Genomic DNA, 20,482 nt, shown 5'->3' on the forward strand with positions numbered 1-20,482 from the left:
TGCCTTTGTCGATTCCATGTTACCTTCAAAGATACGTACCGGATGCGGATTTTCCGACGGCCGGTCGCCCTGCCCATAGCAACACGCGCATGAAAGGACGACCCGTGAAGATCAAGACCACCCTCATTGCCCTGACCCTCGGCCTCGCGCCGACCTTCGCCCTCGCCGGCGGCGGCTGCAACTGGGAGAAAACCCAGCAATCCGCCTCGTCCTGTGCCGAAGGCACCGTCTACGATGCGAAATCGGGCACCTGCGTGCCGCAGACCACCTCCTGATCGGGGGCCCGGTAAGGGCCGGTTAACCCGGCCCCGCTACCCTTTCCGAAAGTCGCATCGGGAAGGATCACCATGCAGGACGAAAGCCCTGTCGCATTCGCGCGCAACGCCCCGGTCGCGGGGCTTCTGCCGCGCAGCACCACCCCCACGGAAAAGGCCGCGATCATCGTGAGGCTGATGCTGGCCGAAGGCGCGCCGCTGCCGCTGTCGGGCCTGCCTGAACATCACCAGACCCGCCTCGCCGAACAGATGGCCCGCATGGGCCTTGTGGATCGTGCCACGCTTGCCGCCGTGGTCGATGACTTCCTCACCGCGCTCGATGCCGCCGGCCTCACCTTTCCCGACGGGCTGGATGATGCGCTGGCCCTGGTCGATGGCCATATCTCGCCCAATGCCGCCAGCCGCCTGCGCCGCATGGCCGCCAGCACCGCCCGCACCGATCCCTGGGAACGCATCGCCACCCTCCCGCCCGAAGACCTGCTTCCCCTCATCGCGGAAGAGGCGGCCGAAACCGCCGCCGTCACCCTGTCGAAACTGCCCGTCGCCCGGGCCGCCGATCTTCTGTCGCGCATGCCGGGCGACCGCGCGCGCCGGGTTGCCCTTGCCATGTCGCGCACCGCCGCCATCGCGCCGGAAACCCTACGCCGAATCGGCCTGTCGCTCTTGGCGCAACTGGATCAGCGCCCGCCCCGCGCCTTTTCCACCGGCCCGGTCGACCGGATCGGTGCCATCCTCAACGTCTCGCCCGCCACCACGCGCGACGATGTCCTCGCCGGGCTGGATGAGGCCGATGCCAGCTTCGCCGAACAGGTCCGCCGCGCGATCTTCACCTTCGCCCATATCCCCGCCCGCATCGCCCCGCGCGACCTGCCGCGCATCCTGCGCGCCGTCGATGCGCCCACCCTGACCACGGCCTTCGCCGCCGCCGCCGCCGATCCTGCCCTGTCTCCCGTCCTGGAACAGATCCTCGCCGCGCTCTCCCCCCGCATGGTGCAGCAATTGCGCGAAGACATGGCCGCCCGGGGCAGCGTCACGCCCCGCGACGCCGATGCCGCCTTCACCGCGATCACCACCGCCATCCGCAACCTCGAAGCCTCGGGCGAACTCACTCTGAAACAGGAAGGGGAGTGACCGGGGCCCCTTCCCCTTCCCCTTCCCCTTCCCCTTCCCTTTCGCCTTCCACTTCTCTGTCGCCTTCCGCTTCCCTTTCGCCTTCGCCTTCGCTCTCCCCTTCCGCTTCGCCCTCCCCTTCCCTTTCGCCTCCGCCTTCGCCTCCCCTTTCGCCTTCCGCTTCCCTTTCACCTTCCACATCCCCTTCGGCTTCCGCTTCCGCTTCCCCTTCGCCTTCGCTTTCCCCTTCCGCCTCGCCGTCCCCGTCTCCCTTCACCGCCCGCTCACAGTCCCTCTCCTCCTTCGCCTCTCCCTCCCCCTTGACCTCCCTCTCACCGTCCCTCCCTCCCTTTGCCTTTGCCTTCCCTTTCGCCTTCCACTTCCCTGTCGTCTTCCGCTTCCGCTTCGCCTTCGCCCTCGCTTTCCCTTCGCCTTCGCTTTCCCCTTCCGCTTCACCGTCCCCCTCTCCCTTCACCGCCCGCTCACAGTCTCTCTCCTCCTTCGCCTGTCCCTCCCCCGTGACCTCCCTCTCACCGTCCCTCTCTCCCTTTGCCACCCCCTTCCCCCCTCACCTCCTTCTCACCTTCCCTCACCACCTACCCCCCTCCCCCTCTCCTGCCCCTTCCCGTTCACCTCCTGCTCCCGCTCCCTCACACCGTCCCTCCCTGCCCTTGTTTCCTCCGTCCCCTCTCCAACCTCACACCGTCCCCCTTTCCCCGTCCCTACTCCCGCCCCTGCCTGTCCACCTCCTGCTCTCCCTCCCGCTCATCTCCCCCTCGGACCGGGGCCGCAGGGGCCACGCCGCCCGCATGGCCAGCCCCTCGGCCTTGCCTCCCCTCCCGGAACACCCCCGCACCGGCGGCCCGCCCCTTCATCTTGGCCCAAATACCCGCAGGGGGTGAATGACGGCGCGGCACGCGCCGGCAGAGGGGGCGGCACGCCCCTTGCCTCCTCCACGCGCCGCCTTGCACCCGGCCCGCCGCCCGCCTAGGGTCCGCCCCAGCAAGGAATCCGCGATGCAGCACCCGACCGAAGCCTCCACCCGCCAGGGCATCGTCCTCATGCTGCTGTCGCTTCTGATGTTCACCGCGATGGATGCGCTGGCCAAGGGGCTGGTCCAGACCTATCCCACCGCCCAGGTCATCTGGGCGCGCTTCGCGGGGCAGCTTTTCCTTGTGGTGCTGATCCTGAACATCCGGCTCGGCCCGGCCCTGCGCACCCGCCATCCCGGGCTGCATGCGCTGCGCTCGCTGGCCCAGCTCGGGGCGACCGGCTTCTTCTTCGCCTCGCTCGGCCATATCGGCCTGGCCGAGGCGACGGCCCTCGCCGATCTGAACCCTGTCCTCATCACCCTTGGCGCCGCGCTCTTCCTTGGCGAAAGACTGGGTCCGCGCCGGATCGCGGGCGTCTTTGCCGCGATGATCGGCGCGCTGATCATCATCCGGCCCGGCGCCGATGTCTTCACCCCCGCCGCCCTGCTGCCCCTGGCCTGCGCCCTGTCCTATGCCACCGCCGCCCTGCTCACCCGCAAGGTCGGCATGACCGAAAGCCCCTGGACCGCCATGTTCTACGGCGCCTTCCTCGGCACGATCGTCATGTCGGCCGTGATGCCCATGGTCTGGCAGCCCATCGCGGCGGCCGACCTCTGGCGCTTCGCGCTCATCTGCGCGCTTGGCACCGCGGCCCAGATCTGCCTGATCCGCGCCTTCTCGATGGCCGAGGCCGGGGCCATCGCCCCCTTCGGCTATGCGGGCATCATCCTCGCCACGGGCTGGGGGATCATCCTTTATGACGAATGGCCCGACGCGCTTACCCTGCTGGGGGCCGCGATCATCGTGATCGCGGGGCTCTATGTCTGGCACCGCGAAACCCGCGCGCGCCGCGCGGGCTGATCAGGGCCTCACTCCAGCCGCGCCGCCGCCAGAACCGAGGCCGGCCCCGGCTCCTGCACGATCACCACCACCGGCTCCGCCCCCGGCGCATCCGCCATCATCTCCAGAGGGGCCTGCCCCGGCCAATCCGCCAGCGTCTTCCATTCCGTCACGATGTTGCGATAGGTCACCACGCGGCCCGCATTCTCGCCCCGCTCGATGGCCACTTCCGCCGCGGGCAGATAGCGCACCATCTGCACCACCGCTCCGCCCGGCAGGGGCCGATCCGCCACCGCGCCGATGCGCACCTGATCGCCCATCCGCTCCAGCGTCACCCGCACCGTCGGAACCGCCGCCAGATGCTTGCCGATCAGCTTCACCACCGATTCCGGCTCATTGCCCTCGACCCGCTCCACCCCGCCGATGATCATCTGCGGCGTATAGATCATCCGGCTCTTCGCCGCCCGGGCATAGCTCTTCTGCCGCTCGGTGAACTGGGCCTTGGCAAAGCTGTCTTCCCAGCCGATGTAATCCCAGTAATCCACATGCAGCGCCAGCGCGATCACCTCTTCATGGGTGGCAAGCTCGGCCATGAATTCATCCGCGGGCGGGCATGAGGAACAGCCCTGGCTCGTGTAAAGCTCCACCACCACGCCTTCGGTCGATTGCGCCGCCACCGGCGCGGCAAGGCACAGAAGCAGCCCGCAGGCCCCGCTGACGATATGTCGCATCTGTTCCTTCCCGATCTTCCAACGTCGTCTTGCTGTAACAAAAAGCCCGCCCCCGCGGCCAATCAAGGTTTTGCGATTGCCATGCCGCCGGATTTCACGCCCCTGCGTGCCGCAGGACACGCCCCCACCCCGCCGGATTTCCCGCAGAAAGGGACTGGATTTTCTGCATACAATTGCATACAACAGCGCAGAACCCCTTGCCCGACAGGATTCTTTCAGGCATCGGAAACCCCAGAGAGGCCCGCTTCCCGGGTCCATCGTGAACGCCAGCCATTCGCAGGAGGCAAGCATGACCGTCACCGTCGGACATGACAGCGCAAAAACCCGCCAGACCCTTACCGCAGGCGGCGCGTCTGTCGCCTATTACTCCATCCCCGCCGCGCAGGAAGCGGGCCTGGGCGATTTCTCGCGCCTGCCCGCCGCGCTCAAGGTCGTGCTGGAAAACATGCTGCGCTTCGAGGATGGCAAGACTGTAAGCGTCGACGACATCCGCGCCTTCGGCGACTGGGCGAAAATGGGCGGCAAGAACCCGCGCGAAATCGCCTACCGCCCCGCCCGCGTGTTGATGCAGGATTTCACCGGCGTTCCCGCCGTGGTGGACCTCGCCGCGATGCGCGACGGCATCCTCGGGCTGAAAGGCTCCGCCGCAAAGATCAACCCGCTGGTGCCTGTGGACCTCGTCATCGACCATTCGGTGATGATCGACGAATTCGGCACCCCCCGCGCCTTCCAGGCCAACGTGGACCGTGAATATGAACGGAACATGGAACGCTACGTGTTCCTGAAATGGGGCCAGAAGGCCTTCAACAACTTCCGCGTCGTCCCGCCCGGCACCGGCATCTGCCACCAGGTCAACCTCGAATACCTCGCGCAAACCGTCTGGACCGACAAAGACCAGAACGGCAACGAAGTGGCCTATCCTGACACGCTGGTGGGCACCGACAGCCACACCACCATGGTCAACGGCCTCGCCGTCCTCGGCTGGGGCGTGGGTGGCATCGAGGCCGAGGCCGCGATGCTGGGCCAGCCCGTCTCCATGCTCATCCCCGAAGTCGTAGGCTTCAAGCTGACGGGCGCGATGCGCGAAGGCACCACCGCGACCGACCTCGTCCTGAAGGTCGTGCAGATGCTCCGCAAGCACGGCGTGGTGAACAAGTTCGTCGAATTCTACGGCGAAGGCCTCGATCACCTGCCGCTGGCTGATCGCGCGACCATCGCCAACATGGCCCCCGAATACGGCGCCACCTGCGGCTTCTTCCCCGTAGACGACGAAACCCTGCGCTACCTGCGCCAGACGGGCCGGGATGAAGCGCGCATCGCGCTGGTCGAAGCCTATGCCAAGGCCAACGGCATGTGGCGCGGCGCGGATTACGATCCGATCTACACCTCGACCCTGCATCTCGACATGGGCGAGATCGTCCCCGCCATCTCCGGCCCCAAGCGCCCGCAGGACTATCTGCCGCTGACCGATGCCAAGGCCTCCTTCGCCAAGGAAATGGAAGCCTCGTTCAAGCGCCCGATGGGCGTTGAGGTCGCCGTGAAGGGCGAGGATTACAAGCTTTCCTCCGGCAAGGTGGTGATCGCCTCGATCACCTCCTGCACCAACACCTCCAACCCCTATGTGCTGATCGGCGCAGGCCTCGTGGCGCGCAAGGCGCGCGCACTCGGCCTGACGCGCAAGCCCTGGGTCAAGACCTCGCTGGCACCGGGAAGCCAAGTCGTCAGCGAATACCTCAACGCCGCAGGCCTGCAGGAAGATCTTGATGCCGTGGGCTTCAACCTCGTGGGCTATGGCTGCACCACCTGCATCGGCAACTCCGGCCCGCTGCAACCCGAAATCTCGGCCGCCATCGCGGAAGGTGACCTCGTCGCCACCGCCGTGCTGTCGGGCAACCGCAACTTCGAAGGCCGCATCTCGCCGGATGTCCGCGCCAACTACCTCGCCAGCCCGCCGCTGGTCGTGGCCTATGCGCTGGCAGGCGACATGAACATCGACCTGACCACCGAACCCTTGGGCACCGGCAAGGACGGCAAACCCGTCTACCTGCGTGACATCTGGCCCACGAACAAGGAAATCGCCGACCTCGTCCACGCCACCGTGACGCGCGAGGCGTTCCTCAAGAAATACGCCGACGTCTTCAAGGGCGACACCAAATGGCAAGGGGTGGAAATCACCGAGGCCGAAACCTACGACTGGCCCGCCTCCTCCACCTATATCCAGAACCCGCCCTATTTCCGCGGCATGGCGAAAACCCCGGGCACGATCAGCAACATCAAGAACGCCCGCGTCCTTGCGCTCTTGGGTGACATGATCACCACCGACCACATCTCCCCGGCGGGTTCCTTCAAGGCCACCACGCCTGCGGGCAAATACCTGACCGACCGTCAGGTCCCCGTGTCGGAGTTCAACTCCTACGGCGCCCGCCGCGGCAACCATGAGGTGATGATGCGCGGCACCTTCGCCAATATCCGCATCAAGAACGAGATGCTCGATGGCGTCGAAGGCGGCTACACCAAAGGCCCGGACGGCGCGCAGACCTCGATCTTCGACGCCTCCATGGCCTATCAGGCGAATGGCACGCCCCTCGTCATCTTCGGCGGCATCGAATACGGCGCAGGCTCCTCGCGCGACTGGGCGGCCAAGGGCACGGCGCTTCTGGGCGTCAAGGCTGTGATCGCCGAGTCGTTCGAACGTATCCACCGCTCCAACCTCGTCGGCATGGGCGTCATCCCCTTCGAATTCACCAATGGCGACACGCGCAAATCGCTGGGGCTCAAGGGCGATGAAACCGTCTCCATCGAAGGGCTGGAAGGCGACCTGAAACCCCTGTCTCTGGTCCCCTGCCACATCACTTTCGCCGATGGCACCACCAAGACGATCCAGATCAAGTGCCGGATAGATACCGAGATCGAGATCGAATACGTGGAACATGGCGGCGTGCTGCATTACGTGCTCAGGAACCTCGCCGCCGCCTGATCCGGCATGGAACTTGCAACCATCAGGCCCCGCGGCAGAAATGCCGCGGGGCTTCCGCTTTTCCGCCGCTTTCCCGCCGCATTCCCCAGGCACAAAGCCGCCATCGCGCAAGGCCGCACGCGCAGGACCGGGGGAAAACCCGGCGCCTGTGCGCGCCTCTGTGGAAACCTACTGTTTCCAACAAAGCGGACTGTGTTCCCGCCGGAATCGGCTATTCTGATCCCGTCGCGTATGAGTGTCACTCACGCCGGGAACCGCCAGATGATCGTCTTAACACCCCCCCCTGTCTCAAGGCGCATGGCGCGCCCCGGCGCGTGTCTTCCCTTGGGCGAAGGGCTTTTTCTCTTCGCCCTGCTCTGCCTTGTGCTTTCAGGTATGTGACCGGAATTTCCCGGAGTTCGATTTCAGGTCGGCCGCCGCTCTCCCTTGGGCGAAGGCCAGAAAAGGGGGGCAGTCACCTGCCCCCCTTTTTCCATTCCCGCAGTCCTGATCCGGCAATCGCCGCGCCCGCCCGCGTCAGGGCGACCCGGCCTCTTCCGCCAGCGCCGCCTCCAGCGCGGGCAGGAAGCGCGCCTCGTAATCCGTCCCCACCAGCGGCCCGATGAAGCGGAAGGCCACCGTCCCATCCCCCCGCAGGATGAAGGTCTCGGGCGGCGCGGTCACGCCCCATTCCACCCGGTCCTTGCCATCGGGATCGAAGCCCACCGCGAAGAAGGGATTGCCCTCCTCCTCCAGGTATTTCGTCGCCGCCGCCGCATCGTCGCGCATGTTCACGCCCGCCACCCGGATGCCCCGCGCGGCCATCTCCAAAAGCACCGGATGCTCGGCCCGGCAGGGCGGGCACCAGCTCGCCCAGAAATTCACCACCGTCACCTCGCCCGCCCGCAGATCCGCATCCGTCAGCGCGGCATAGCCCGGCAGGGCCTGCGCCGGCACCTCCGGCGCCTGCCGCCCGATGAAGACCGACGGCAGGTCATCGGGATTGCTGCGCTGCATCCCCACCCAGAACATCCCCGCCAGCCCCAGAAACAGCACCGGCGGCAGCACCATCAGCCATCTAGCCATTCTCGCGCTCCTGCCGCGCCTCGACCTCGCGCAACTGCGCCTTCACCCGCGCCCCGCGCCACATCGTCCAGCCCACCAGCGCCACCAGCAGCAGCAGCGAGGCCGCATAGGACGACAGCACGGCAAAGGCGTATTTCCCCAGATCCGGCATCATGCCAGCCGCTCCCGCGCCAACAAGGCCTGCAACCGCCGCGCCCGGATCTCCGTCCGCGTCCGCATCAACACCAGCGCCACGAAGAGCAGCACGAAGCCCGCGATGCACACCAGAAGCGGCAGCCAGAACACATCCGCCACATTCTCCTCCTTGTCCAGCGACAGCGACGCCCCCTGATGCAGCCCCTGATTCCAGAACAGCACCGCATAGCGCGACAACAGCGCAAAGACCGATCCCACCAGACAGAGCACCGCCGTCAGATCGGCGGCGGTGTCGGGATTCTCCACCGCCTGCCACAGCGCGATATAGCCCAGATAGAACAGCGTCAGGATCAGGAAGGACGTCAGCCTCGGGTCCCAGGCCCACCACGTCCCCCACATCGGCTGCCCCCAGAAGGCCCCGGTCACCAGCGCGATGACCGTGAAAGTCAACCCGATCGGCGCGGCGGCCTTGGCCGCCAGCGCGCTCACATGATGCCGCCGCACCAGCCAGATCAGGCTGGTGACCAGCATCATCACCCAGGCATTGATCGCCATCATCGCGCTTGGCACATGCAGGTAGATGATCTTCACGGTCGACCCTTGCCGGAAATCATCCGGCGTGAAGAAGAACCCCCAGATCAGCCCCGCCACCAGACAGGCCAGCGCCAGCACCGCCACCCAGGGCAGGACCCAGGCCGATGTCTGCATGAACCGCTTCGGATTGGCATATTCCCAGATCGACATGCTGGCTCTCTAAATCCTCTTCGCGCGCGTCTCAACTCACTAACACGCTAGCGTCACCTCAGGTTGATCCGTATTGCCGCAGCCGCCGCAAAGGGCAACAAGGCCCCCGCCGCCAGCGTGATCCCCGCCAGCAGAAGCAGCGGCACCGCCACCTCCAGCCCCGCCGCCCCCCGCTTCACCACTTCCGCCCCGAAGATCAGCGTCGGCACATAAAGCGGCAGCACCAGAAGCGACAGCAGCAATCCCCCCCGCTTCACCCCCACCACCAGCGCCGCGCCAAAGGCCCCGATCACCGAAAGCGCGGGCGTGCCAAGGGCCAGCGACAGCACCAGCCAGCCATAGCCCTCGACCGGCAGGTTCAGCAGAACCCCCAGCACCGGCGCGACCAGGGTCAGCGGCACCCCGGTCACCATCCAATGCGCCAGGGCCTTCACCGCCACCACCGCCTCCAGCGGCATCGGGCTGGTGGCCAGCAGGTCCAGCGACCCATCCTCGAAATCCAGCGCGAAGATCCGGTCCAGCGACAGCAGGCAGGCCAGCAGCGCCCCCACCCACAATATCCCCGGCGCGATCCGCCCCAGCGTGCCGCCCTCCGGCCCCACGCCCAAGGGCACCAGCACCGCCAGCAGCAGGAAGAAGGCCAGCCCCAGCCCGAACCCGCCCCCCGCCCGCATCGCCAGCCGCAGGTCCCGGCTCAGCAGCGCCCCCATGCGCGCCCCTCCCCGTCTTTCGATCCCGCAGCTTCATCTTGGGAAAAATACCCTCGGGGGGAGGCGCGGCACGCGCCGTGGGGGGCAGACAGCCCCCCGTCCCGGCCCGCCACCGGGCGCCGCGCCTCTGGCCGGGTTCCCCGCCCCGCCCTCATCCGAAAACCTCGTCGAAATCCCCGCGCGCGCCACCCGCCGCCGGGCTTTTCGCGCGATAGGGGCCCAGCTCCAGCACCTCCGCCTCCGCCAGGCCCAGGTCGATATGCGTGGCGATCAGCGCCGCCCCGCCCGCCGCCAGATGGGCCCGCACCACACCCCCGAACAGCGCCACCGAAGCCGCATCGAGCGAGACCGTCGGCTCATCCAGCAGCCACATCTCCCGCCCTGTCACCAGAAGCCGCGCCAGCCCCAGCCGCCGCTTCTGCCCGGCCGAGAGATTCGCCGCCAGCCGATTGCGCAGCGCGACAAGGTTCATCTCCTCCAGCGCCCGCCCCACCCGGTCGGTGCCATGGATCGCGGCCCAGAATTCCAGGTTCTCCGCCACTGTCAGCACCGCCTTCAACCCGTCGGCATGGGCGGCATAGGCAATCGCCTCGGGCGGCAGCGACACCTGCCCCACCAGCGGCGGCTGCAGCCCTGCCAGCGTGCGCAAGAGCGTGGTCTTGCCCACGCCGTTCGGCCCGCGCAGGATCAGCGCCCGCCCCGCGGCCAGCCGGAAGGACAGCCCCTCCAGCACCCGCAAGCCCCCCCGCGCCACCGCCAGATCGGAAACGCTCAACTCCATGCCGAGGCCCGCCCTTCGGGCGGAGGAAAGATCTTCCAGCGAAGATCTTTCGGAAAAGTTTTCACTGAAAACTTTTCCCCCCGCGTCGCTCCCGGATCGCAAACCGCCAGAGCCCCAGCGGATCCCGCCCTCCGGGCGGGGGAAGGATCTTCCAGAGAAGATCCTTCCCGAAAAATTTTCGCCGAAAATTTTTCCACCCCGCCGCGCGCCATCACGCGCCCCCGACGGGCAGCAGCGCCACCGCGATCCGGCGGCCCTCGCTCAAAAGCACGTTATAGGTCCGGCAGGCCGCGGGCGAGGTCATCACCTCCACCCCGATGCCGCCCGCCTCCAGCGCCGTGCGGAAGGCCGCGGGCGGATGGGCGATCTCGGCCCCCATGCCCAGGAACAGCACGTCGATCCGCCCCGCCAGGCTCAGCGGCGTCGCGCTGTCCTCCAGCCCGCCCCAGGGTCCGGCATCCCAGGGCGTCACCAGACAGGCCCCCCGCAGCACATGCGCCCCCACCCGAAAGAAGCCCGGCCCATAGCCCGCGATCGGCTGGGCTGTGCCATAGCTGATCTCGGTCAGGCGCATCGCGGTTCCTCAGGCGTCGATATTGGCAAACTCGTCCGGCGTGCCCTTGTTCTTCGGCTTTTCGCTGCGGTCCAGCCCGATGAACAGCACGATGTTCTTGGCCACATAGACCGAGGAATAGGTCCCCAGGATCACGCCCATGAAGATGGAAAAGCAGAAGCCCCGGATCACGTCCCCGCCAAAGATCATCATCGTCCCCACCGCGATCAGCGTGGTCACCGATGTCATCAGCGTCCGGCTCAGCGTCTCGTTCACCGACAGGTTCATCACGTCGCGCAGCGGCATCTGCTTGTATTTCTGCAGGTTCTCCCGCAGCCGGTCGAAGACCACCACCGTGTCGTTGATCGAATAGCCAAGGATCGTCAGCAGCCCCGCCACGATGGTCAGGTCGAACTTGATCTGGAACAGCGCGAAGATGCCGATGGTGATGAAGACGTCATGCAGCAGCGCCAGCACCCCCCCCAGCGCGAACTGCCATTCGAAACGCATCCAGATATAGGCCAGCACCGCGAAGGAGGTCAGCGCCACCGCCAGGATGGATCCCCAGACCAGCTCGCCCGATACCTTCGGCCCCACGCTTTCCACGCTGGGAAAGGTCATCGCCGGGTCGATCGTCCGCAGCGCGGCCTCGACGGCGGCGATCTGCTCGGGCGTCACCGCCTCGGTCGAATCCTGCGCCGCGATGCGGATCATCGCCACATTCTGCTCCGGCCCGAAGGTCGGATCGAAGACTTCCGTGATCGCGATATCGCCCAGCGGCAATTCCTCAAGCGCCGCGCGATAGGCCGCCACATCCACGGCCTGGGCGCTTTCCGTGCGGATCGTGGTGCCGCCCTTGAAATCGATCCCGAAATTCAGCCCCATCACGCCCCAGGCGACAAAGGCCAGGACCATCAGCAGCATCGACCCGCCGAAGGTCACCCCCTGCCAGCGGAAGAAGTCGAAGTTTGTCTTTTCCGGCGCAAGCCGCAGACGCCATGCCATGCTGCGCTCTCCTATACGTAAACGGTTTTCGGGCGGCGCAGGCCGTACCATGTCTCGACCATCTGCCGCGTCACATACAGCGCGGTGAAGACCGAGGTCACGATCCCGATGGCCAGCGTCACGGCAAAGCCGCGCACCGGCCCCGCCCCCATGGTGAACAGCACAAGCGACGTGATCAGCGTCGTCAGGTTGGCATCGACAATCGCCGACAAGGCCCGCTCATAGCCGATCTCGATCGCCCGCGCGGGCGACTTGGCATTCTTCAGCTCTTCCCGGATGCGTTCAAAGACCAGCACATTCGCATCCACCGCCATCCCGATGATCAGCACGATCCCCGCGATCCCCGGCAGCGTCAGCGTGGCCCCGATGATCGACAGGATCCCGAAGATCATCGCCATGTTCAGCGCCAGCGACAGCACCGCGAACACCCCGAACAACCCGTAAGAGGCGATCATGAACAGGCTCACCGCCACCATCCCGATCACCGCCGCCACCTTGCCCGCGTCGATGCTGTCCTGCCCCAGTTCCGGCCCGATGGTCCGCTCTTCCAGGAAGGTCATGCTCGCAGGCAATGCCCCCGCCGACAGCAGCACCGCCAGCCGGTTCGCCTCTTCCACCGTGAAATTCCCGGTGATGATCCCCGATCCGCCCGGGATATGGCTCTGGATCACCGGGGCCGAGATCACCTCGCCATCCAGCACGATGGCAAAGGGCGCGCCGATGTTCTGCGCCGTGTAATCGCCAAAGGCCCGCGCGCCGCGCGCATCGAACTGGAAGGCCACCGCGGGCCGCCCGTTCTGGTCAAAGTCGCCCTTGGCATTGGTCAGATCCTCGCCCGAAACGACGGGCACCTCCTCGACCGTGTACCAGACCCCCTCCTCGTCCATCGAGGGCAGGCTCACATTGCCCGCGCCGGGGGCCGCATCCTCGGATGTGCCGCGCCGCACCACCGGGTTGAAGGTCAGCTTCGCCGTCGTCCCGATCAGCGCCTTCAACTCGCTCGCCGATCCGATCCCCGGCACCTGGATCAGGATCCGGTCCGCGCCCTGGCGCTGGATCGTGGGTTCCCGCGTGCCGGCCGTATCCACCCGCGTGCGGATGATCTCCAGCGATTGCTGGATCGTCCGCTGGTCCACCGCCGCCCGCTCGCTTTCCGACAGGGCCACGATCAGCGTCTTGCCCTCGGCCGTCACCGAGATGTCATTCTCGCCGATCCCCGTCAGCGACACGATGGGCGAGGCCAGCGCATTCACCGCCGCCACCGCGGCCGCCATGCCCGCCTCGTTCTCGATCTCCACCCGCAATTCGGCCGGGTCCGTCGCGGGCTGGCGGCGCACCGCCCCCACATCCGCCCGCACCTCGCGCAGCGCGTCGCGCACTTCCGGCCACCAGCCATCCATGCGCGCCTTGTAGACATCGGCCACCTGCACCTCGGCCAGAAGATGCGCGCCGCCGCGCAGATCCAGCCCCAGATTCACGATCCCCGATGGCAGCCAGGACGGCCAGGCATCCAGCGCCGCCTGCTGTTCCACGGTGGCAAAACCCGCCGCCTCCACCGCCTGCGCGGCATCATTATGGCCCTCGACCCGGGAATAGAACAGGTTCGGGGCCGCCAGCACCAGACCGAGCGCAACCGTCGCCCAGATCAGGATGCGCTTCCAAAGCGGCGTCTGCAGCATGGCTTGGGCTTTCGGTTCAGGCCGCGGCCGGTTCGGTCTTGTTCATCACCTGGGCGATGGTGCCCTTGATCACCTTCACCTTCACGCCATCGGCGATTTCCACCTCGACCATGCCGTCTTCCTGCACCTTGGTCACCTTGCCGACGATCCCGCCCTGCGTGACGACCTGATCCCCGCGCCGCAGCGCCTCGACCATGGACTTGTGCTCCTTCATCTTCTTCTGCTGCGGGCGGATCAGCAGGAAATACATGATCGCGAAGATCAGGATCAGCGGGATGAAAGAGGCAAAGGCAGAACCGGCACCGGCGCCGGCGGCCTGTGCAAAGGCGGGGGTTGCGAACATGGGCGTCCTCTCACTGTCTCGTCAGGGGCCGGGCTGCCCCGGCGATTTGGCGCGCACCCTATAGGCGGGGGCTATCGAAGGCAAGGCGGCCCCCGAAGCCATCCCCCACAAGGCCCGCGCCGCCCCGATATAAGTGCGCCCCCCCGCTTTGCCAGCCCCTCGTCGCCGATCTTCGCGCCCGGCTCAGATCCCCAGCCGGTACATCAGCCCCGCCACCTTGCGATAGACGATGGGCGGCAGCAGATCCTGCATCAGCTCGATCCGCGCCGTGCGCTTGTCCTTCTGGTCCGCCGTGCCGGGGCGCGGCTTGAACAGCGTGGTATGGCCCTTGCGCGTCGCATCCCATGTGGCCGTGTAGTAATAAAGCGCGATGGACTGGCGCGGCTGGCCCTCGGGGTGGTTCACCTTCGACGGATTGCCATGCCAGCTGTCCGAGGTGGTGGAAAAACACACCATCCGGTTGAAGCTCGGCACGAAAGAGCTGACCATCCCCTTCATCTCCTTGTCCCACAACTCGAAGGAACCGCCATATTCGGCCTTCCAGTCATGGTTCAGATAGATCAGGACATTCAGCCGCCGCTCCAGGTTCATCTTGGCGTGATGGTTGAAATCGGCATGGATATCCAGATGCCCCCCCGTCTCGATCCGGTGGATCCCCCCGCCCGAGAAATAGGGGTCCGGGATCAGCCCGGTGATCCCCGTCAACTCCTCCAGGAACAGGATGAAGGGCTTGGAATTCAGCGCATAGAACAGGTTCTTGGTATAGGTGCCCAGCCGCTCGGGCGTATAGCTGGTCTTCAGCCGCTCCTGCGCCCGGTCAAAGCTGGTTTCCGCCTCGGGCAGGTCGCGCAACTCCACCAGCACCCGCTCCAGGATCTCGGGCGGCAGGAAATCGTCGAACCCGCCATGCGGATAGGGCTGGGCGGCGCGATAGGCCTCGGCATGGGGCCGCGCCGCCTCGCGTGCGGCATCGGTGGAAATCAGCAGGGTCTCGGGGTCGATCGGCAGGACGGGTCGGGTCATGGGGGCTCCGGTCGGCTGGGGCTCCGGCCGCGGATGGGCCGGAACGGATTTAATCCATGTTAATCCCTACCCGATCCCTGACAAGCCGATCATCCCCCCAAAGTCCCGGACCAAGGTCCAAAACCCAGCCCACCCCGCCGCGCGCCCCTGGCCCTCCGCCCCGGCGAAAGGCCCCACATCACCCCCCGCCACCCCCGCGCCCCGGGCCTGACCCGGGGCCTCCACCCCGGCAGGAGGCCCCGGATCAGGTCCGGGGCGGGGTCTCTCCATCCTGTGCGCCCGCGCACCCTTAACCACCTTTGCCCGGCCGTCCCTATCCCGATTTGTATGCACAGCCCTCTGCACTGCGCGTCTGCACTGCGCTGCTGAACGCCCCCAAAACTCTTTCCCTGCAAGATCAGCCCCTTGCCGCCCCCTTCCCCTTTCGCGCCAAAACAGGCATACCACCCCCGTTGACCGCCAGAGGACAGGGCCATGCACGATATCCGCGCCATCCGCGAAAACCCCGCCGCTTTCGATGCGGCCCTCGCCCGCCGTGGCCTCCCCCCCGCCTCGCCCGAGATCCTCGCCCTCGACGCCGACCGCCGCGCCCGGATCGTCGCCGCCGAAACCGCGACCGCCGACCAGAACCGCGCGTCGAAGGACGTAGGCGCCGCCAAGGCGCGCGGCGATGACGCCGAATTCGAACGCCTCCGCGCGCTAGTGGCTGAAAAAAAAGCGGAAATCGCGCAGCTGACGGCCGAGGCCGATGCCCGGGACGACGCGCTCCGCGACATGCTCATGCGCATCCCGAACCTGCCGCTCGCCGATGTGCCGGAAGGCCGCGACGAGGAAGACAATGTCGAACTCCGCCGCTGGGGCACCCCCCGCGCCTTCGATTTCAAGCCGCTGGAACATTTCGAAATCCCGGGCGTGAAGCCCGGAATGGATTTCGAGACCGCCGCCAAACTCTCCGGCGCGCGCTTCGTCGTGCTGCGCGGCGCGGTGATCCGCGTCCATCGGGCGCTGGCGCAGATGATGCTCGACACCCATGTGAACGACCATGCGTTAACCGAGATGTGGACCCCCGTCCTCGTCAAGGAAGACGCCATGTATGGCACCAACCAGCTCCCCAAATTCGCCGAGGACAGCTATCAGACAACCAATGGCTGGTGGCTTGTCCCCACCTCCGAGGTGACGCTGACGAACACCGTGGCGGGCGATATTCTGGAAGAAAATCAACTGCCTGTCCGCATGACCGCCCATACGCAATGCTTCCGCTCCGAAGCCGGCTCCGCGGGCAAGGACACCACGGGCATGCTGCGCCAGCACCAGTTCGAAAAGGTCGAGATGGTGTCGATCACCACCCCCGAAACCAGCCTCGCCGAACATGAACGGATGACGCGCTGCGCGGAAAATATCCTTGAAAAACTGGGGCTTCCCTACCGGACCATCGTGCTTTGCACCGGCGACATGGGCTTTGGCGCGCAGAAGACGCATGATCTGGAAGTCTGGCTTCCCGGCCAGAACCGCTATCGCGAAATCTCCTCCGTCTCCGTCTGCGGCGACTTCCAGGCCCGCCGCATGAACGCCCGCTTCCGCCCGGCGGGTGGTGGAAAACCCGAATTCGTCCATACACTTAACGGCTCCGGCCTCGCAGTCGGGCGCACCCTGATCGCGGTGCTGGAGAACGGCCAGCAGGCCGATGGCTCGGTCGACCTGCCCGCCGCCCTCCACCCCTATCTCGGCGGCAAGACCCGCATCACCCCCGAGGGCGCGCTGGCATGAAGGCCCGCGCCGCCCTCCTCCTCCTCGTCACCCTCGCCTTCGGCGCGGCCCCCTTCCTCACGCCCCCCTTCCGCGGCTACGACCCCGCCCTCTTCCCGGTGCAGATCGCCCGCCCCTCCATCCAGCCTGCCGCCTATGCCTTTGGAATCTGGAGCGTGATCTACCTCTGGCTCATTTCCCATGCCGTGCTGGGCCTTTGGAAACATTCGGAAAATCCGGCCTGGGACAGGCCGCGCCTGCCACTGGCCCTGGCCATCGCCCTGGGCTCGGCCTGGCTTTCCATCGCCCCGGTCGCCCCTATCTGGGCCACGGTCACAATCCTGATCATGGCCGCCGCCGCCATCGCCGCCTTCCTGCGCGCCGATACGGAAACCGATCGCTGGCTTCTCTCCGCCCCCATCGCCATCCTTGCAGGCTGGCTGTCGGCGGCGGCAGCCGTCTCCTCCGGGGTGGTGATCGCGGGATATGGGCTCATGTCGGACACTGTCGCCGCCGTGGCCATGATTGCCCTGACCCTGGCCCTTGCCACCTGGACCCAGCGGCAAAAGCCCCGGATGCCCGTCTATGGCCTCACCGTGATCTGGGCGCTGATCGGCATCACCGTGGCCAATGCCGGGCTGAACCCCGTCGTCGCCATCCTCGCAGGCATCGGCATCGGCCTGATGGCCCTCGTCCTGCGCTCCAGCCGGCAGGGATAAGACCGCCCCGCCCCTTCATCTTGGCGTAAATACCCAAATCCGACGCCAGCCACCCCCACCCCCGGTCGCCTGACGGCGCCCTCCCCTCCCCCGCCCTTCGCGGGGGAGGGGCCGGGGGTGGGGGGGATTCGTCCAGGATCAGTCCTTGCGTCCCTCGATATGCTTGCGCAACCGGCTTGGCGTGTGGAACTTGCGCTCCTTGAACGGGTTCTTGTCCGATTGGCTGCGGAACATGATCCGGATCGGCACGCCCGGCATCTCGAAATGGTCCCTCAGCCCGTTGACCAGATAGCGCTTATAGCTTTCGGGCATCTCATCAGGGCGCGAACACATCACCACGAAACCCGGCGGACGCGCCTTCACCTGCGTCATGTAGCGCAGCTTGATCCGATGGCCCCCGGGCGCCGGCGGCGGATGCGCCTCGGTCATCGCCCCCAGCCAGGAATTCAGCCGCGCCGTCGTGATCCGCTTGTTCCACACATCATGCGCCCGGCAGATCGCGTCATGCAGCCGGTCCAGCCCGCGCCCCGTCTTGGCCGATACCGTCACCAGCGGAGCCCCGCGCAACTGCGGCAGAAGCCGTTCGAACATCTCCTTCAGTTCGGCCAGCTTTTCCTGCTTATCGTCTTCCAGATCCCATTTGTTCACCGCGATGACGACTGCCCGCCCCTCGGTTTCCGCGTAATCCGCAATCCGCAGATCCTGCGTCTCGAAGGGGATCTCCACATCCAGCAGAACCACCACGACCTCGGCAAAGCGCACCGCGCGCAACCCGTCGGCGACGGACAGCTTCTCCAGCTTCTCCGTCACCCGCGCCTTCTTGCGCATCCCCGCCGTGTCGAAGATCCGGATCGGCGTGCCCTGCCAGTCGGCGCGCACCGAAATCGCATCCCGCGTGATCCCGGCCTCGGGCCCCGTCAGCAGACGGTCCTCGCCGATGATCTTGTTGATCAGCGTGGATTTTCCCGCATTGGGCCGCCCGATCACGGCAATCTGCAGGGGCTTCTTCGCGGTCGGGCGATGGGCCGCGGGATCGGCCTCCTCATCCCCCAACTCCTCGGGGATATCGACCTCCGTCTCGGGCGTGTTCGCGGCCTCGCGCTCGGCGAATTCCTCGCGGAAGGGGATCAGGATGCGATACAGGTCATCCATCCCCTCGCCATGTTCCGCCGACAGCCGCACCGGCTCGCCCAGACCAAGGCTCCATGCCTCCAACGCGCCACTGTCGCCCGCGGCGCCCTCGGCCTTGTTCACCCCCAACACCACGCGCGCATTCTTCTTGCGCAGGATATCGGCGAATACCTCATCCGATGGCGTCACACCCACCCGCCCGTCGATCAGGAAGAGGCAGACATCGGCCATTTCCACCGCGCGTTCCGTCAGCCGCCGCATCCGGCCCTGAAGCGAGTCGTCGGTCACTTCCTCCAGCCCCGCCGTGTCGATCACGGTAAAGCGCAGGTCGAACAGCCGCGCATCGCCCTCGCGCAGGTCGCGCGTCACGCCGGGCTGGTCATCGACCAGCGCCAGCTTGCGCCCGACAAGGCGGTTGAACAGCGTGGACTTGCCCACATTGGGGCGACCCACGATCGCAAGGGTGAAGCTCATCTGCCGCTCCTGAATTCCGAAGGGGAACCCCTTACACGCGGATCAGGTCAACGGAAAGCGTGAAGTTGCCCATTGTTGCTGACAACATAAAGCGTCCCCCCCGCCAGCGCCGGCGGGGCCGAGGCGCCGCCCGGGATTTCCGCCCCGCCTACCAGCGCGCCATCGGCCGGGTTGAACAGCCTCAGCTGCCCGTCGCCCGACACCACCGCCAGCCGTCCGCCCGCCAGAACCGGGCCGAAATGCGGAACGATCGCCTTGCGCCGCTTGGGCTTTTCCTTGGTGAAATAGGGCATGTCGATCGCCCAGATCGGCTCGCCCGTCGCGGCATCCAGCCGGACAAGGCGGTTCTCGTCATTCACCAGAAAGACCGATCCGCCCACCACCAGCGGCGGGTTCAGCGCACCTTCGACCGCCGTCCAGATCCGCTCGCCGGATGAGGTATCCATCGCCGCCGTCCGGCCCGAGGCGGTGCCCACATAGGTGACATCCCCGATCACCACCGCATCGCCGGTGATGTCGGTCACGCCCGCATAGGCGCGGCCCACGCGCTGCCCCGTCACCGGGGCCTGCCAGACCTGCACCCCCGAAACCTTCAGCGCCGCCGTGATCGACCCGTTGGCAAAGGGGAAGAGGACAAGGTTATCCCCGACCGACGGCCCCGCCGCCCCGATCATCCCCGTGCTGCCCACGGCCCCCGGCACGGTCCAGCGCACACGGCCCGTATCGGCGGCAATCGCCCAACCCGATCCGTCACGCCCCGAAACAAAGACCGTCCCGCCCGACACGGTCGGCGCGCCCGTCACCGCGCTGTCCAGCCTTTGCCGCCAGACCACGCCGCCGCTGGCCGCATCCAGTGCCACCAGCTCGCCATAGGCCGTGGCGGCATAGACCCGGCCCGCGCCCGCCGCCAGGCCACCGCCCGACACGCCGCCGCCCCGGTCGAATTCCGCCGTCAGATCCGTCTGCCACAAAACCCCGCCATTGGCCGAGGTGGCCTGCACCATCGCCGCCGCATCCATCGTGAAGACGCGCCCTTCCGCCACCACGGGGGCCGCGCTCACGCGGTTCTTGCGGCTGTTGCCCTTGCCTGCATTGACCGACCACACCCGCACCGGGCTGGCCGAAAGCGCGCCATGCGGCTGGGCATGATTGGCCGCGCCGCCGCGCTGGCTCCAGTCGGCATTGGCCACCGCGGCGGGCAGGGAAATCGGCTCGGCCCGGTTCTCGGGCCGGATCGGCGGGGCCACGGGGGCGGGCTGCCCCTCGACCGGGATCGAGGCGTCCAGATCGGCCCGCACCGGAAAGCGTTCGCCGGGCAGGATCAGTTCCCGTTCGCATCCGGCAAGGGCCGTCACCATGGCCAAACCAGAGATCGTCACCCAAAACCTGCGTTTCACCGTCCCGGCCCCC

General features: G+C 66.9%; 20 protein-coding genes. 6 read left to right on the top strand and 14 right to left on the bottom strand.

Annotated elements, in window-relative coordinates; all coding sequences use genetic code 11:
* Window positions 1–89 precede the first annotated feature (89 nt).
* Entirely contained in the window at window positions 90–275 is a 186-nt protein-coding gene (locus G5V65_RS08365; protein ID WP_165048870.1) for a hypothetical protein, read from the top strand.
* A 72-nt stretch (window positions 276–347) separates the two neighbouring features.
* Window positions 348–1,406 (top strand): FliG C-terminal domain-containing protein, encoded by a 1,059-nt coding sequence (locus tag G5V65_RS08370; protein WP_165048872.1) that lies wholly within the window; start codon window positions 348–350, stop codon window positions 1,404–1,406.
* Here G5V65_RS08370 and G5V65_RS22085 read toward each other — a convergent pair.
* Window positions 1,381–1,941, bottom strand: coding sequence for a hypothetical protein (locus G5V65_RS22085; RefSeq protein ID WP_206526724.1), 561 nt, complete (start codon window positions 1,939–1,941; stop codon window positions 1,381–1,383). The genes G5V65_RS08370 and G5V65_RS22085 overlap by 26 nt on opposite strands.
* A gap of 460 nt (window positions 1,942–2,401) precedes the next feature.
* Between G5V65_RS22085 and G5V65_RS08380 the strand changes: the two genes are divergently transcribed.
* Complete coding sequence (locus G5V65_RS08380; RefSeq protein WP_165048874.1) at window positions 2,402–3,277, top strand: DMT family transporter; 876 nt, start codon at window positions 2,402–2,404, stop codon at window positions 3,275–3,277.
* Window positions 3,278–3,285: 8 nt separating this feature from the next.
* Here the strand turns inward: G5V65_RS08380 and G5V65_RS08385 are convergent, their stop codons facing one another.
* On the bottom strand, window positions 3,286–3,987 hold the full coding sequence (locus G5V65_RS08385) for a DUF1223 domain-containing protein (protein ID WP_165048876.1): 702 nt from the start codon (window positions 3,985–3,987) through the stop codon (window positions 3,286–3,288).
* A 289-nt stretch (window positions 3,988–4,276) separates the two neighbouring features.
* On the opposite strand from G5V65_RS08385, the gene acnA reads away from it, so the two are divergent.
* Entirely contained in the window at window positions 4,277–6,964 is a 2,688-nt protein-coding gene (acnA, locus tag G5V65_RS08390; protein ID WP_165048879.1) for an aconitate hydratase AcnA, read from the top strand.
* Window positions 6,965–7,480: 516 nt separating this feature from the next.
* On the opposite strand, the gene G5V65_RS08395 is transcribed toward acnA, so the two are convergent.
* From G5V65_RS08395 to G5V65_RS08440, 10 genes are all read right to left on the bottom strand, one after another.
* Window positions 7,481–8,029, bottom strand: a complete 549-nt coding sequence (locus G5V65_RS08395; RefSeq protein WP_241250496.1) for a DsbE family thiol:disulfide interchange protein — start codon at window positions 8,027–8,029, stop codon at window positions 7,481–7,483.
* Entirely contained in the window at window positions 8,022–8,183 is a 162-nt protein-coding gene (gene ccmD, locus G5V65_RS08400) for a heme exporter protein CcmD (RefSeq protein WP_206526725.1), read from the bottom strand. The genes G5V65_RS08395 and ccmD overlap by 8 nt, the downstream gene beginning before the upstream one ends.
* Window positions 8,180–8,908, bottom strand: coding sequence for a heme ABC transporter permease (locus G5V65_RS08405; protein ID WP_165048881.1), 729 nt, complete (start codon window positions 8,906–8,908; stop codon window positions 8,180–8,182). The genes ccmD and G5V65_RS08405 overlap by 4 nt, the downstream gene beginning before the upstream one ends.
* Before the next feature lie 53 nt (window positions 8,909–8,961).
* Window positions 8,962–9,618 (bottom strand): heme exporter protein CcmB, encoded by a 657-nt coding sequence (ccmB, locus tag G5V65_RS08410; RefSeq protein WP_165048883.1) that lies wholly within the window; start codon window positions 9,616–9,618, stop codon window positions 8,962–8,964.
* Between the two features lie 151 nt (window positions 9,619–9,769).
* A complete protein-coding gene (gene ccmA, locus G5V65_RS08415) occupies window positions 9,770–10,399 on the bottom strand; it encodes a heme ABC exporter ATP-binding protein CcmA (protein ID WP_165048885.1) in 630 nt (209 codons plus the stop codon).
* A gap of 211 nt (window positions 10,400–10,610) precedes the next feature.
* Window positions 10,611–10,973 (bottom strand): Mth938-like domain-containing protein, encoded by a 363-nt coding sequence (locus G5V65_RS08420; RefSeq protein WP_165048887.1) that lies wholly within the window; start codon window positions 10,971–10,973, stop codon window positions 10,611–10,613.
* A gap of 9 nt (window positions 10,974–10,982) precedes the next feature.
* Window positions 10,983–11,957, bottom strand: a complete 975-nt coding sequence (gene secF / locus G5V65_RS08425; protein ID WP_165048889.1) for a protein translocase subunit SecF — start codon at window positions 11,955–11,957, stop codon at window positions 10,983–10,985.
* Between the two features lie 11 nt (window positions 11,958–11,968).
* Window positions 11,969–13,636, bottom strand: a complete 1,668-nt coding sequence (secD, locus tag G5V65_RS08430; protein ID WP_165048892.1) for a protein translocase subunit SecD — start codon at window positions 13,634–13,636, stop codon at window positions 11,969–11,971.
* Window positions 13,637–13,652: 16 nt separating this feature from the next.
* Window positions 13,653–13,979, bottom strand: a complete 327-nt coding sequence (yajC, locus tag G5V65_RS08435) for a preprotein translocase subunit YajC (protein WP_165048894.1) — start codon at window positions 13,977–13,979, stop codon at window positions 13,653–13,655.
* A gap of 183 nt (window positions 13,980–14,162) precedes the next feature.
* A complete protein-coding gene (locus tag G5V65_RS08440; protein ID WP_165048896.1) occupies window positions 14,163–15,002 on the bottom strand; it encodes a 2OG-Fe(II) oxygenase in 840 nt (279 codons plus the stop codon).
* Between the two features lie 474 nt (window positions 15,003–15,476).
* Here G5V65_RS08440 and serS point away from each other — a divergent pair, with 474 nt between their 5' ends.
* Together serS and G5V65_RS08450 are read left to right on the top strand one after the other, a co-directional pair.
* Window positions 15,477–16,769, top strand: a complete 1,293-nt coding sequence (serS, locus tag G5V65_RS08445; RefSeq protein WP_165048898.1) for a serine--tRNA ligase — start codon at window positions 15,477–15,479, stop codon at window positions 16,767–16,769.
* Window positions 16,766–17,467 (top strand): hypothetical protein, encoded by a 702-nt coding sequence (locus G5V65_RS08450; protein ID WP_165048901.1) that lies wholly within the window; start codon window positions 16,766–16,768, stop codon window positions 17,465–17,467. Before serS ends, G5V65_RS08450 begins: the two co-directional genes overlap by 4 nt.
* Window positions 17,468–17,605: 138 nt before the next feature.
* Here G5V65_RS08450 and der read toward each other — a convergent pair whose 3' ends face one another.
* Window positions 17,606–19,072, bottom strand: a complete 1,467-nt coding sequence (gene der, locus G5V65_RS08455) for a ribosome biogenesis GTPase Der (protein WP_165048903.1) — start codon at window positions 19,070–19,072, stop codon at window positions 17,606–17,608.
* A gap of 47 nt (window positions 19,073–19,119) precedes the next feature.
* Entirely contained in the window at window positions 19,120–20,469 is a 1,350-nt protein-coding gene (locus G5V65_RS08460) for an outer membrane protein assembly factor BamB family protein (protein ID WP_343162830.1), read from the bottom strand.
* Window positions 20,470–20,482: the final 13 nt, after the last annotated feature.

The sequence above is a fragment of the Paragemmobacter kunshanensis genome (genome assembly GCF_011059185.1).
Lineage (GTDB): Bacteria > Pseudomonadota > Alphaproteobacteria > Rhodobacterales > Rhodobacteraceae > Paragemmobacter > Paragemmobacter kunshanensis.

Bases quoted from the DNA above. Each gene is read 5' to 3' on its own strand.
- G5V65_RS08365 (WP_165048870.1), top strand. From the start codon at position 90: ATGAAAGGACGACCCGTGAAGATCAAGACCACCCTCATTGCCCTGACC.
- ccmB (WP_165048883.1), bottom strand. From the start codon at position 9,618: ATGGGGGCGCTGCTGAGCCGGGACCTGCGGCTGGCGATGCGGGCGGGG.
- secF (WP_165048889.1), bottom strand. From the start codon at position 11,957: ATGGCATGGCGTCTGCGGCTTGCGCCGGAAAAGACAAACTTCGACTTC.
- acnA (WP_165048879.1), top strand. From the start codon at position 4,277: ATGACCGTCACCGTCGGACATGACAGCGCAAAAACCCGCCAGACCCTT.
- G5V65_RS08385 (WP_165048876.1), bottom strand. From the start codon at position 3,987: ATGCGACATATCGTCAGCGGGGCCTGCGGGCTGCTTCTGTGCCTTGCC.
- ccmA (WP_165048885.1), bottom strand. From the start codon at position 10,399: ATGGAGTTGAGCGTTTCCGATCTGGCGGTGGCGCGGGGGGGCTTGCGG.
- G5V65_RS08420 (WP_165048887.1), bottom strand. From the start codon at position 10,973: ATGCGCCTGACCGAGATCAGCTATGGCACAGCCCAGCCGATCGCGGGC.
- G5V65_RS08440 (WP_165048896.1), bottom strand. From the start codon at position 15,002: ATGACCCGACCCGTCCTGCCGATCGACCCCGAGACCCTGCTGATTTCC.
- G5V65_RS08380 (WP_165048874.1), top strand. From the start codon at position 2,402: ATGCAGCACCCGACCGAAGCCTCCACCCGCCAGGGCATCGTCCTCATG.
- der (WP_165048903.1), bottom strand. From the start codon at position 19,072: ATGAGCTTCACCCTTGCGATCGTGGGTCGCCCCAATGTGGGCAAGTCC.
- serS (WP_165048898.1), top strand. From the start codon at position 15,477: ATGCACGATATCCGCGCCATCCGCGAAAACCCCGCCGCTTTCGATGCG.
- G5V65_RS08405 (WP_165048881.1), bottom strand. From the start codon at position 8,908: ATGTCGATCTGGGAATATGCCAATCCGAAGCGGTTCATGCAGACATCG.
- secD (WP_165048892.1), bottom strand. From the start codon at position 13,636: ATGCTGCAGACGCCGCTTTGGAAGCGCATCCTGATCTGGGCGACGGTT.
- G5V65_RS08450 (WP_165048901.1), top strand. From the start codon at position 16,766: ATGAAGGCCCGCGCCGCCCTCCTCCTCCTCGTCACCCTCGCCTTCGGC.
- yajC (WP_165048894.1), bottom strand. From the start codon at position 13,979: ATGTTCGCAACCCCCGCCTTTGCACAGGCCGCCGGCGCCGGTGCCGGT.
- ccmD (WP_206526725.1), bottom strand. From the start codon at position 8,183: ATGATGCCGGATCTGGGGAAATACGCCTTTGCCGTGCTGTCGTCCTAT.
- G5V65_RS08370 (WP_165048872.1), top strand. From the start codon at position 348: ATGCAGGACGAAAGCCCTGTCGCATTCGCGCGCAACGCCCCGGTCGCG.
- G5V65_RS08395 (WP_241250496.1), bottom strand. From the start codon at position 8,029: ATGGCTAGATGGCTGATGGTGCTGCCGCCGGTGCTGTTTCTGGGGCTG.